The sequence below is a fragment of the Limnohabitans sp. TEGF005 genome, from assembly GCF_055394835.1.
Window position 1 is genome coordinate 1,156,106 of the sequence record NZ_AP029226.1, and the last position, 12,257, is coordinate 1,168,362.

Consider the following 12,257-nt stretch of genomic DNA (forward strand, 5'->3'; position numbering starts at 1 on the left):
GAAAGACGCCATTCATGTTGACCCTTTTGATTCTTGTATTCGTGCTGGCCTACGCCGCCATTGCGCTGGAGCACCCGCTCAAGGTGAACAAAACCGCCACGGCCCTGTTGGCTGCCGGGCTACTTTGGACCCTCTATGCCATGGGGGCCAACAACCCAGCTGCAGTGTCACAAGAATTGGGCGAGTCCTTGATGTCCACAGCGCAAATCGTGTTTTTCCTGATGGGGGCCATGGCCATCGTTGAGGTGATCGATGCGCACAATGGTTTCGAGGTGTTGACCTCGCGCATCAAGACAAGCTCACTGTCGCGGTTGATGTGGCTGGTCGGCTTGGTGACGTTCTTTTTGAGCGCGGTGCTGGACAATCTGACCACGGCCATCGTGATGGTGTCCTTGATGAAAAAGTTGCTCGACCAACGCGAAGACCGCCTCTTTTTTGCGGGTGCCATTGTGATCGCCGCGAATGCCGGTGGCGCTTGGACGCCTATTGGTGATGTGACCACCACCATGCTTTGGATCGGTGGCCAGATCACCGCACTGGAGATCATGAAGGGCTTGTTCCTGCCGTCCATCGTCAGTTTGCTGGTCCCTTTGTCGGTCATGGCTTGGTTGTTGCGTGGGCGTGCTGTGCAAGCACCCGTTCGCCAGGACGGAGTCGGGGGTGCTGGCACCACCGACTTTGAGCGCAACCTCATGTTCTTCTTGGGGCTGGGTATTTTGGTGGCCGTCCCGGTGTTCAAAGGGGTGACCCATTTGCCGCCTTTCATGGGCATTTTGCTGGGCCTCGGGCTTTTGTGGATGGTGGGCGATGTGGTTCATAAAGACAAGGAAGACGATGCCAAATCGCACCTCACCTTGGTCAGCGCATTGACCCGCATCGACATGAGCGCAGTGCTCTTTTTTGTCGGCATCTTGCTGGCTGTGGCCACGTTGGAGCACACCCACATCCTGTCGTCCCTGGCCCAATGGTTGGACCGTAGCGTGGGGCGGTTGGATGTCATTGTGGTGCTTATCGGCTTGGTGAGCGCGGTGGTTGACAACGTGCCCTTGGTCGCCGCATCCATGGGCATGTACAGCTTGCAGCAATACCCCACCGACAGTTTCTTGTGGGAATTTCTGGCTTATTGCGCCGGGACCGGAGGCTCGATCCTGATCATCGGTTCTGCCGCCGGTGTGGCTGCCATGGGCCTTGAGAAAATTGATTTTGTCTGGTATGCCAAAAAAATCAGCATTTGGGCTTTGTTGGGCTACTTGGCAGGTGCTGTTGTTTACATGGTTCAGTTCCAGCTGACACATTGAGGCCCCAGGGCCATCCCATCGGAGAAGTATCTTGAATCAAGTTGAAATTTTGGTCGCCCGTGCGATTTTTCCGGATGTTCTGGATGCCTTGTCCGCGCACTTCAAAGTCGAGAGCAACCAGACCGACGAGGTTTGGTCTGGCGCCGAGCTGAGCCGCCGCATGCAAGGCAAAGTGGGCGCATTGACCACCGGCAGCGAGCGCATCGACTCGGCGTTGCTGCAAGCCAACCCGCAGTTGCGCATCGTGGCCAACATGGCCGTGGGCTACAACAACTTCGACGTGCCCGCCATGACCGCTGCAGGCGTGTTGGCCAGCAACACGCCCGATGTCTTGACCGAGACGACGGCTGATTTCGGCTTTGCACTGCTCATGGCCACGGCCCGTCGCATCACCGAAAGCGAACACTTTTTGCGTGCCGGAAAGTGGACCAAGTGGAGCTACGACATGTTTGCCGGGGCCGAGGTGCATGGCTCGACCATCGGCATCATCGGCATGGGCCGCATCGGACAGGGCATTGCCCGCCGCGCCGCACATGGCTTTGGCATGAACGTGATTTACCACAACCGCTCGCGTTTGAGCCCCGAGTTGGAGGCCGAATGCAAAGCCCGCTATGTGTCCAAACAAGAGCTTCTTCAAACCGCTGATCATGTGATGCTGGTGGTGCCTTACAGCGCCGAATCGCACCACACCATCGGCGCTGCCGAGTTGGCGCTGATGAAGCCCAGCGCCACCTTGGTCAACATCGCTCGCGGCGGCATCGTGGACGATGCGGCTTTGGCCAAGGCCTTGGCCGCGGGCCAGATCGCAGCGGCGGGTCTGGATGTGTTCGAGGGCGAGCCCCAAGTTCACCCCGATTTGCTCAAGGTTCCCAATGCGGTGTTGACGCCCCACATCGCCAGCGCCACGGTCAAGACCCGACGGGCCATGGCCCAGTTGGCCGCCGACAACCTGATCGCTTACCTGACCCGTGGCCAAGCGCTGACCCCGCTGAACACTTTGCCGGGCGCTGCGGCATGAACGAATGGGTTTTGTTGGCCTTGGTGGGCTTGAACCTGCTGGTGGTGTTGGTGTTGTTGTTCCGCTCCAAAACGGCCCCACAGGAAGACACGGACGCCGCAGCCAAGATCGCAGCAGACCAAACCGCCGAGCAAATGGCGTGGCAGCTGCAACAGTTTGCGGCGGTGCAAGCCCAGACCGAACGGCTGGAGCGCGAGCTGCGCACCGAAATCAACCAGTCCGGCGTGCAAGGGCGGCAAGAGGCCATGCAGACGCTCACGCTGTTTCAGCAATCGCTGTTGCAGCAAAGCGCCGAAGCCACGCGCACGCAAAACCAACAGATTGACGCGCTGGCCCAGCAGCTGGCCTTGCTGCAAAAAAGCCTGACCGACAGCCTGGCGCAACAGGTCAATGCGCTGTCAGAGTCGAACGCCCGGCGCTTGACTGAGATGCGCGGCACCATGGAGACGCAACTCGCCCAACTGCAGCAAAGCAACGCCGCCAAGCTGGACGAAATGCGCCAGACGGTGGACGAAAAGCTGCAGGCCACGCTGCAAGCCCGCTTGGGTGAAAGCTTCAAGCAAGTGGCCGAGCGGCTGGAACAAGTGCACAAAGGTTTGGGCGAAATGCACAACCTGGCCCAGGGCGTGGGCGACCTCAAGCACCTGCTGACCAACGTCAAAACCCGAGGCATGTTTGGCGAGGCGCAGTTGGCTTCGTTGCTCGAGCAGGTGCTCACGCCCGAGCAATACGCGGTGCAGGTGGCCACGCGTCCTGGCGACAAAAACCGGGTGGACTTTGCCATCCGGCTGCCTGGCCGATCGGACAGCGGTGACCCGGTTTGGTTGCCCATCGACGCCAAGTTTCCCAACGAAGACTACGAGCGTTTGCTGGAAGCACAAGGCCGTGCCGATCCGGTGCAGGCCGAGCTGTGCGCCAAGGCGCTGGAAACGCGCATCAAGCTCGAAGCCAAGTCCATTGCCGAAAAATACCTCGAGCCACCGTACACCACCGACTTTGCCATCTTGTTTTTGCCCACCGAAGGTCTTTACGCCGAAGTGCTGCGCCGCCCCGGTTTGATGGAAACCTTGCAGCGCGACCACCGCGTCACGCTGGCGGGCCCGACCAACTTGATGGCCTTGCTCAACGCGCTGCAAATGGGTTTCCGGACTTTGGCCCTTGAAAAACGCTCTAGCGAGGTCTGGCAGGTGCTGGGCGCGGTCAAGACCGAGTTTGGCAAGTTTGGCGATGTGCTGGACAAAGTCCGCAACCAGACTCAAACCGTGCTCAACACCCTGGACCAGGCCCAGACCCGCAGCAACGTGATGAACCGGGCTTTGCGCCAGGTCGATGCTTTGCCCGAACCCGAAGCGCAAGCGCTTTTGCCTGGCGGTGACGTTTGACAACGCCGTTGGGGCAGGCTGACCTGACATGAAAAACCCTTTGCCACGGCTCATCGCAGGGCAGGTTTTTTTGCACGCGTGCATGGCGGGCATGCGCATGGCGATCCCCTTGCTGGCCCTTAAACAGGGTTTCAGCGCCATGGCGGTGGGCGCCTTATTGGCTTTGTTTGCCCTGACTCAGGTGTTTTTGGCTTTGCCTGCGGGGCGTTATGCCGACCGCAAGGGCCTCAAAAAACCCTTGCTGATCAGTGTGGTCATGTCGTCTGTGGGGGCCGGTCTATCGGTCTTGTGGCCGATTTTTCCGGTCATGTGCCTGAGCGCTCTGGCCACTGGCGGTGCCACGGGCATGGCCGTCATTTCACTGCAACGCCACGTTGGGCGCATGGCCCAAGACCCGGCAGAACTCAAGGCTGCCTTCAGCTGGTTGTCGATTGGCCCGGCCATTTCCAACTTTTTGGGGCCGGTACTGGCGGGCGTGTTGATCGACTACGCCGGGCCAGAGCCCGCCCATGTCACGGGCTTTCGCTGGGCCTTTTTGTGCATGGCGGTGCTGCCTTTGAGCACTTGGTTTTGGGTGCGCAAGGTGCCTGAACTGCACACGCCCAAATCGATTGACCATGCCGCGCCGCGCCGTGCCATGGACCTGTTGGCCGAACCCATGATGCGGCGCTTGCTTGGCGTCAATTGGCTGCTGTCTTCTTGCTGGGACGTGCACACCTTTGTGGTGCCTGTGTTGGGCCACGAGCGGGGCTTCAGTGCATCGGTGGTGGGCACCATACTGGGCGCTTTCGCCATCGCTGCAGCGTTCATCCGGGTGTGTTTGCCCTGGATCTCGCGCCATGTGCAAGAGCACCAAATCATCACGGGGGCCATGGTGTGCACGGCCCTGTTGTTTGGCCTTTACCCTTTCATGCCCACGCCCTGGAGCATGGGCCTGTGCTCGGTGCTGCTGGGCTTGGTGTTGGGCACAGTGCAGCCCATGATCATGAGCACCTTGCACCAGATCACGCCACAGCACCGCCAAGGCGAAGCGCTGGGTTTGCGGCTGATGAGCATCAACGCGTCCAGCGTGCTCATGCCCATGCTGTTCGGGGCGGCAGGCGCTGTGGCGGGTGTGGCCCCGGTGTTCTGGGTGGTGGGCAGTGTCGTGGGTTTGGGATCGCGTGCCGCTTGGCGGCTTCGTCCCGGCCAGCGCCACTGATCACTCGGGTCCTTTTTGTCCGGACTGCCGTTTACAGGCCAGTCACAGCCAACTGGTAGAAGGCACAAATCACCTGCCAAGCAGCCTCGGGCGTATCCACGTAGCGAAACAGTTTCAGGTCTTCTTGTGAAATGGTGCCTTCCTCCACCAGCACATCCATGTTGATCAGGCGTTTCCAGTAATCGCTGCCAAACAACAAGATCGGCACGGGCCGTGCTTTGCGCGTTTGCACCAGCGTCATCACTTCAAACAGCTCATCCAGCGTGCCAAATCCTCCCGGAAAGGCCACCAAGGCCTTGGCGCGCATCATGAAATGCATTTTGCGCAGCGCAAAGTAATGAAACTTGAAGCTCAGCTCGGGCGTGACATAAGGGTTGGGATGTTGTTCGTGGGGCAGGGCAATGTTGAGTGCGACTGAGGGCGCACCTGCTTCTTTGGCGCCCCGATTGGCCGCTTCCATGATGCCGGGGCCGCCGCCTGTGCAAATGTAGAGTTTTTCGTCATCGGGCAAACAAGAACAAGACTGCGCCACCAACTGGGCAAAGACCCGGGCATTTTCGTAATGTTGTGCGTTGCGCACCCCGGTTTCGGCTTGGGTGATGCCTTGCGGTTCACCGCTCAGTGCCGCTGCCTGCAGTTTGGCCTGCGCCGTGGCCATGTCGGGGAAGCGGGCACTGCCAAAAACCACCACCGTGTGTTCAATCTTGGCCTCGGTCTGGGCCAAATCGGGTTTGAGCATTTCCAGCTGGAAACGGATGCCCCGGGTTTCGCGGCGCAGCAGAAATTCAGGGTCGGCAAAGGCCAGTCGGCTGGCTTGCGGCTCCAGCAAACCGGCATCGTGAAACTCGGTGTGCGTTTCAGCCCAGGCGTTGGGCAAAGAGGGCGCTTGAAGGTCTTGGATCGATTGCATGCAGCCATTGTGCCTTTGCACTGTGGCGGTCGAGTGGGCTTGTTTGGGCAAGCGCCCATGAAAAAAGCCCCTTGCGGGGCTTTCTTCAGGGTTCGTCCTCGATTAGACGCGCTTGCGGTATTCGCCAGTGCGTGTGTCGATTTCGATCTTGTCACCTTGGGCCACAAACAAAGGCACGGGCACTTCCAGACCAGTAGCGATCTTGGCGGGCTTGAGCACTTTGCCGGAGGTATCGCCTTTGACGGCTGGCTCGGTCCAAGTGATCTCGCGCACCACGCTGGTCGGCAATTCGACCGAGATGGCTTTCTCGTTGTAGAACACCACTTCGAGTTCCATGCCGTCTTCGAGGTAGTTCAGGGCGTCGCCCATGTTGGTGGCTTCGACTTCGTACTGGTTGAACTCGGTGTCCATGCAGACATACATCGGGTCAGCAAAATAAGAGTAGGTGCACTCTTTCTTGTCCAGAATGACTTGGTCCATCTTGTCGTCGGCGCGGAACACGACTTCGGTGCCGAAGTTGGCAATCAGGCTTTTGAGCTTCATGCGCACGGTGGACGAGCCACGACCGCCGCGTTGGTATTCGGTGCGCAGGACGACCATGGGGTCTTTGCCGTGCATGATGACGTTGCCGACGCGGATTTCTTGAGCGGTTTTCATAGGATTTGAATCTGGAATGAAGAGGGATGGCCTTAAGCCAAGCCCATTATTCTAACCTCTGGAGCTCGGTTTTTTGGCGGGCAAGGTGGGCGGGGATCAATCCCGAGCTGTCAGGCCATGCGCCAGGCCGCCCAGCACAATGCCAGCCAAGGCCCACAAAATGTCGGTGTTGCCCGTGCCCAAAGCCGCAATGGCCGGGCCAGGGCAAACGCCGCTGAGGCCCCATCCCATGCCAAAAATGGCCGAACCAATGACCGTTTGGCGGTTCCAACTGGCAGGCTGGGTGAGGAACTGACCGCCCAACAAGGGGCGAGCAAACCAGCGCGGAAAGCCTTTGTAGGCCAGCAGGGCCAGCCCCGCTGCGCCGCCCATCACCAACATGAGCCCCCAGTCTTGAAAGCGCAAGAAACTCAAGACCACTTCGGGCTGAACCATGGTGGCCAGCGACAGGCCAAAGCCGAATAAGGCCCCGGCGAGAAAAGTGATCAACGCTTTGGGCAGGGTGAGGGTGTGAGGGTTCAAAGTCTGTGTGTTCATGCCAGGCCTTTCGTGGTGATCGCCAGCAGGTTGGCGGTCATAAAGGCGGTGGCCATGAAAGTGAGCACCGCGCCCAAGGACGGCAATTGCAATGAGCCCAGCCCACAAATGCCGTGGCCCGAGGTGCAGCCATTGCCCAGACGGGCACCATAACCCACCAAAAAGCCGCCAAGCAACAGCTGCCACGCGGGCACGCTGGTGTGCTGCGCTTCACCGCCCGCCAGCGCAAAGCGCCAGACCAAGGCCCCCAGCACCACACCCAAGGCATAAATCAAGCGCCAGTTGCGGGTGTTCAAAAAGCGGTCTTGCCGAAAAAAGTCACGTTTCAACACAAAGGACCAACTGCTGGAAAAAACGGTGCTCATGCCGCCGACCCAGCCGTTGAACAGGTACAGCAGCGCCACGCCAGCGCCAATCGTCAAGCCGCCCAGCAGATAGTGCTGCCAGCCGAGGGGGAAGAGGGTGTCAATCAATGTCATGGGGCCGGATTATCGGTGAGTGCTTGAGGGCACCGTTGTATGAAGGGGTCGAGGCAAAGACCGGTGTGCGCGATTTTGTAAGCCATGCGCCCAGTCACGGTGCTGTGTGCGGGGGGGCCATGTGCGCGATCAATTGGCTCACCAAATCGGCCTGACTGGACAGCTGTTGCCGCGCTGTATGAACGCAAGCGGTCCATTCCGCCAGCAGGCCAGCATGGGGGATGGTCAATTCGCCCCCCTCAAGCCCATTCCAAACCCGGTGCGCCTGTCGCAGGCTTTCAGGGGCCTGCAGCCAATCCAAAAACGCTTCCAGCTTGGCGTGGTGGGCGTTGTCGTCTTGTGGGTAGATGTGCCAAATGAAGGGCTGGCCTGCCCAGAGGGCGCGCACTAGCGAGTCTTCGCCGCGCACAAAATTCAAGTCGCAGACCCAGAGCATCTCGTCAAAGCCGTTTTGGTCGGTGTAGGGCAGGGTGCTCCAGCTCGGCTGCGCGGTCATGTGGGCCACGGCTTGTTGCACGGCTGCCAGCGGTCGGCCAGGGGTGACCAGCAGGTGGTGCGGTGTGCCCACCAATTGGCTCAGCAGCTGGGGCAGTGCTGCGGGCTCGTAGCAAAACAAGCTGATCAGCAGGCCGTCAGGGGCCAGATTGGGGGCGTGTTGTTCACGCCAGGCAGCGCTGTCAAAGCTTTGTTGCCGGGCTAGCAAGTCGGCCTCACGCAGCAAGCCGCCGGTATCGGCTGTGAAGCCAGGATAAAAGAAAGCCTTGCTCCAGCCCTTGGCCGGGCCGCTCATCACGGGTGAGGGCAGGCCGTGCATGCGGGGCACCCAGCTTTCGGCGCTCAGGTATTCGAGGTTGATCCAGGCGGGCTGCTTGGAGCGCGTGGCGACAGCGTGGGCCACAAAGGTTTCGGGCAGGGTGCAGCCAAAGGCTTCGACACAAACATCGCCCGGCGGCAAGCTGGCCAACAAGGCCAGATCGCTGGCGTCTGCCCAAGGCCGCACCCGGATGTGGGGCCATTGGGCTTGCCAATTGTCCGGGGCCATCCAAGCCAGAGCCGAGGCATCGTCCACCCACAGGCGCACCGATTGCCCTGCATCGGCCAGTTGACGGGCCAGCCGCCAGCACACACCCAGGTCGCCGTGGTTGTCGATGACGGTGCAAAAGAGGTCCCATTGTTTGGGGGGCTGGCGCGTGTTCATGGTGGGGGATTGTCGCCGGGTTGCGTGGATGGGCTTGCCGACAAGCAGCGGGTTCGAATGTGGGCATCTGTTTGCCGCCACAATACGCGCCATGATGGCCGAACACGACGAATCCCTGCTTGCCCAAGTGGCTGCGCTTCCGGCTTTGCCGGGGGTTTACCGCTACTTTGATGCGCAGGGCAATGTGTTGTATGTCGGCAAGGCCAAGCAGCTTAAAAAGCGGGTGTCGAGCTATTTTCAGAAAGACCATGGCGGCACGCGCATTGGCCACATGGTCAGCAAAATTGCCCGCATGGAGACCACGGTGGTGCGCTCCGAAGCCGAGGCGCTGCTGCTCGAAAACAACCTGATCAAGACGCTGAGCCCCCGCTTCAACATCTTGTTTCGGGACGACAAGACCTATCCCTACCTCAAGCTCACGGGCAATGGCACGCTGTTTTTGAAGGCGGTGGACGAGGGCCCTGAGCCGCAGACATTTCCCCGAGTGGCGTATTACCGGGGAGCGGTCGAGAAAAAGCACCGCTACTTTGGCCCGTTTCCCAGTGCCTGGGCGGTAAAAGAGTCGATTCAGCTGCTGCAAAAAGTGTTTCGCCTGCGCACCTGCGAAGACACGGTGTTTGCCAACCGCACCCGGCCTTGCTTGCTGTACCAGATCAAGCGTTGTTCAGGCCCGTGCGTCAACTTGATCAGCCCGCAGGCCTATGCCGACGACGTGCAGCACGCCGAGCGCTTTTTGAAGGGCGAGACTCAGGCGCTGTTGCAAGAAATGGAAGCGCGGATGATGGCGCACGCCGAACGGCTGGAGTTTGAGCTGGCTGCCGAGGTGCGCAACCAGATGTCGGCGCTGTCGCGGGTGTTGCACCAGCAGTCGGTGGACACGGGCATCGACACCGACGTGGACATTTTGGCGGTGCGTGTGCAGGGCGGTCGCGCCTGTGTGAACTTGGCCATGGTGCGCGGTGGACGGCATTTGGGTGACCGGGCCTATTTCCCGGCGCATGTCGAAGATGCGCATGCCTTGCAATCGGTCGAGGACGATGGCCAGCCGCAGGTGCCGGTTGACGTTCAGGTGCTTGAAGCCTTCATGGCCCAGCATTACATCGGCATTCCCGTGCCTGCAGCCTTGATCACCAGCGTGGCGGTGGACAAGGGCCTGGTGGCCGCCTTGTCGCAGCAAGCGGGGTACAAGATTGCCGCAGTGCACAACCCGCGTGAGCAGCGCCGGGTGTGGCTGTCGATGAGCGAAAAGAACGCCGACATCCAGCTGGCCCGGTTGTTGGCCGAAGAAGGTTCACAGCAGGCCCGCACCCGTGCGCTGGCCGATGCCCTCGATTTGGCCCCGGACGATTTGGATGCCTTGCACATCGAGTGTTTCGACATCTCGCACACGGCGGGCGAAAACACGCAGGCTTCTTGCGTGGTGTTTCGCCAACACAAAATGCAAAGCAGCGAGTACCGCCGCTACAACATCGAGGGCATCACGCCCGGTGACGATTACGCCGCCATGCGCCAAGTGCTGATGCGGCGCTACGGCAAGTTGGCCGAGGCATTGCGCAGTGCCGAAGGCACCGCCCGCTTGCCCGATCTGGTGCTGATCGATGGCGGCAAGGGCCAAGTTTCGATGGCCAAAGAGGTGTTCACCCAGCTGGGCCTGGATTTGTCGCGCATTGTGGGCGTCGAAAAAGGCGAGGGCCGCAAAGTGGGGCTGGAAGAGCTGGTGTTTGCCGATGGCCGCGACAAGGTTTATCTGGGCAAGGACTCGGCGGCCCTGATGCTGGTGGCCCAAATTCGGGACGAGGCGCACCGCTTTGCCATCACCGGCATGCGGGCGCAGCGGGCCAAGGTGCGCATGGGGGGCAGCAAGATTGAAGAGATTCCCGGCATTGGCCCGCGCAAACGTGCCAAATTGCTCCAGCGTTTTGGGGGAGTGCGCGGCGTGGAAAGTGCCAGCGTGGAAGACTTGGTGGGTGTGGAGGGGATTTCACGCGAGTTGGCCGAGAGCATTTACAACGCCTTGCATTGAGTTCTTGGCCATTCAGCCCATCAAAACCCTGTTTGGCGTGCCACAATGAAGACCATGTTTTTCACGATCCCCACCATCATGACCTGGACGCGCATTGTCGCGATCCCTTTGATCATTGGCGTGTATTACCTGCAAAGCCTGACGGTGGAAACCCAAAACACGATCGCCACGATCATGTTTGTGCTGTTCGCCATCACCGATTGGCTCGATGGCTTTTTGGCCCGCAAACTCAATCAAACCTCGGCTTTCGGTGCTTTTCTGGACCCGGTGGCCGACAAGTTTTTGGTGTGTGCCGCTTTGTTGATGTTGGTGCAGCTGGATCGTGTGCATGTGCTGATTGCCTTGGTCATCATTGGCCGCGAAATCGCCATTTCTTCTTTGCGCGAGTGGATGGCCCAGATCGGTGCGGGCAAGAGTGTGGCCGTGCACATGGTGGGCAAGCTCAAGACCACGGTGCAAATGGTGGCGATTCCGTTTTTGCTCTTCGACGGCATGCTGTTTGGCGTGATCGACACCCGCATCTGGGGGGCGGTGTTGATCTTGATCGCCGCCGTGCTGACCATCTGGTCCATGGTTTATTACATGCAAAAGGCCCTGCCTGAAATCCGGGCACGGGTGAAATGACCGATTCGCAAGAGACAACGGCCTGGATCAAGGCCATGCCGGTCGTGTTCGTTCTGATCTGGAGCACTGGCTTCATCGTCGCCCGTTACGGCATGCCGCACGCACCGCCGTTCAGCTTTTTGCTGGTCCGTTATCTGCTCTCCATCCTGTGTTTTTTGCCCTGGATTTTTCTGGCCCGCGTCAAGTGGCCGCAAAGCCGAATGCAGTTGTTGCACTTGGCGGTCACGGGCATTCTGATGCACGCAGGCTACTTGGGCGGCGTGTGGGCTGCGGTCAAGGCGGGCATGGGCTCGGGTTTGTCGTCTCTGATCGTGGGCTTTCAGCCAGTCCTCACCGCCATTTGGTTGTCTTACAGCCTGCGCGGTTCAGATCAGCCGGGCGTGTCACGCCGTCAGTGGCTGGGGCTGTTGCTCGGGTTCGTGGGTTTGCTCATGGTGGTTTGGCGCAAGCTGACTTTGGGCTCTCCCATGGACCACGTGACGCCGGTCAACATGGCCTTTGCCATCGCCGCCTTGCTGAGCATCACCATCGGCACCCTTTATCAAAAGCGCTTTGTGCAGCCTTGTGATGTGCGCTCGGCCAACACCGTGCAGCTCGTGGCCGCATGGGTTGTCACCTTGCCGCTGGCCCTGATGGAGCCCGAAGCCATGCGCTGGAACGCTGAATTGGCCGGGGCCATGGCCTGGTCGGTGCTGGGACTGACGCTGGGTGGCAGCTCCTTGCTTTACATCTTGATCCAGCGCGGTGCGGCAGCGTCCGTCACCAGCCTGATGTACCTGGTGCCCCCCACAACGGCCATCATCGCCTGGCTGCTGTTTGGCGAGACCATCACAGCGGCCACTTTGGCAGGCACAGCCCTCACCGCACTGGGTGTGAGCTTGGTGGTCAGGCCGTCACGTACGTGAAAGCCCTCGCGGGGCTTTGTGGCTA

At 60.1% G+C, this 12,257-nt stretch carries 12 protein-coding genes; 7 read left to right on the top strand and 5 right to left on the bottom strand.

Annotated elements, in window-relative coordinates; translation table 11 throughout:
• Nucleotides 1-14: 14 nt before the first annotated feature.
• Genes nhaD through ACZ5RG_RS05585 form a run of 4 tightly spaced genes read left to right on the top strand, consistent with a single transcriptional unit; the run spans nucleotide 15 to nucleotide 4,899 of the window.
• Nucleotides 15-1,298 (top strand): sodium:proton antiporter NhaD, encoded by a 1,284-nt coding sequence (nhaD, locus tag ACZ5RG_RS05570; RefSeq protein ID WP_312260902.1) that lies wholly within the window; start codon nucleotides 15-17, stop codon nucleotides 1,296-1,298.
• A 31-nt stretch (nucleotides 1,299-1,329) separates the two neighbouring features.
• A complete protein-coding gene (locus tag ACZ5RG_RS05575) occupies nucleotides 1,330-2,316 on the top strand; it encodes a 2-hydroxyacid dehydrogenase (RefSeq protein WP_464447987.1) in 987 nt (328 codons plus the stop codon).
• Nucleotides 2,313-3,698 carry a DNA recombination protein RmuC gene (locus ACZ5RG_RS05580; RefSeq protein ID WP_298599429.1) on the top strand — a complete coding sequence of 462 codons (1,386 nt, stop codon included), beginning with the start codon at nucleotides 2,313-2,315 and terminating at the stop codon, nucleotides 3,696-3,698. The genes ACZ5RG_RS05575 and ACZ5RG_RS05580 overlap by 4 nt, the downstream gene beginning before the upstream one ends.
• Nucleotides 3,699-3,726: 28 nt before the next feature.
• Nucleotides 3,727-4,899, top strand: a complete 1,173-nt coding sequence (locus ACZ5RG_RS05585; protein ID WP_298599426.1) for an MFS transporter — start codon at nucleotides 3,727-3,729, stop codon at nucleotides 4,897-4,899.
• A 31-nt stretch (nucleotides 4,900-4,930) separates the two neighbouring features.
• Here the strand turns inward: ACZ5RG_RS05585 and ACZ5RG_RS05590 are convergent, their stop codons facing one another.
• From ACZ5RG_RS05590 to earP, 5 genes are all read right to left on the bottom strand, one after another.
• A complete protein-coding gene (locus tag ACZ5RG_RS05590) occupies nucleotides 4,931-5,809 on the bottom strand; it encodes an LOG family protein (RefSeq protein WP_464447988.1) in 879 nt (292 codons plus the stop codon).
• Nucleotides 5,810-5,911: 102 nt separating this feature from the next.
• Entirely contained in the window at nucleotides 5,912-6,466 is a 555-nt protein-coding gene (gene efp, locus ACZ5RG_RS05595) for an elongation factor P (RefSeq protein WP_019428864.1), read from the bottom strand.
• Nucleotides 6,467-6,562: 96 nt separating this feature from the next.
• On the bottom strand, nucleotides 6,563-7,003 hold the full coding sequence (locus tag ACZ5RG_RS05600; RefSeq protein ID WP_464447989.1) for a DUF6691 family protein: 441 nt from the start codon (nucleotides 7,001-7,003) through the stop codon (nucleotides 6,563-6,565).
• Nucleotides 7,000-7,482: a YeeE/YedE family protein gene (locus ACZ5RG_RS05605; RefSeq protein WP_298599418.1), complete on the bottom strand. Its 483-nt coding sequence runs from the start codon at nucleotides 7,480-7,482 to the stop codon at nucleotides 7,000-7,002. The genes ACZ5RG_RS05600 and ACZ5RG_RS05605 overlap by 4 nt, the downstream gene beginning before the upstream one ends.
• Nucleotides 7,483-7,576: 94 nt before the next feature.
• Nucleotides 7,577-8,680: an elongation factor P maturation arginine rhamnosyltransferase EarP gene (gene earP / locus ACZ5RG_RS05610; RefSeq protein ID WP_464447990.1), complete on the bottom strand. Its 1,104-nt coding sequence runs from the start codon at nucleotides 8,678-8,680 to the stop codon at nucleotides 7,577-7,579.
• 91 nt (nucleotides 8,681-8,771) lie between these two features.
• On the opposite strand from earP, the gene uvrC reads away from it, so the two are divergent.
• Genes uvrC through ACZ5RG_RS05625 form a run of 3 tightly spaced genes read left to right on the top strand, consistent with a single transcriptional unit; the run spans nucleotide 8,772 to nucleotide 12,232 of the window.
• Nucleotides 8,772-10,703: an excinuclease ABC subunit UvrC gene (uvrC, locus tag ACZ5RG_RS05615; RefSeq protein WP_464447991.1), complete on the top strand. Its 1,932-nt coding sequence runs from the start codon at nucleotides 8,772-8,774 to the stop codon at nucleotides 10,701-10,703.
• A 54-nt stretch (nucleotides 10,704-10,757) separates the two neighbouring features.
• Nucleotides 10,758-11,327, top strand: a complete 570-nt coding sequence (pgsA, locus tag ACZ5RG_RS05620) for a CDP-diacylglycerol--glycerol-3-phosphate 3-phosphatidyltransferase (RefSeq protein WP_026036455.1) — start codon at nucleotides 10,758-10,760, stop codon at nucleotides 11,325-11,327.
• Complete coding sequence (locus tag ACZ5RG_RS05625; RefSeq protein WP_298599406.1) at nucleotides 11,324-12,232, top strand: DMT family transporter; 909 nt, start codon at nucleotides 11,324-11,326, stop codon at nucleotides 12,230-12,232. The genes pgsA and ACZ5RG_RS05625 overlap by 4 nt, the downstream gene beginning before the upstream one ends.
• The last annotated feature ends 25 nt before the right edge of the window (nucleotides 12,233-12,257 follow it).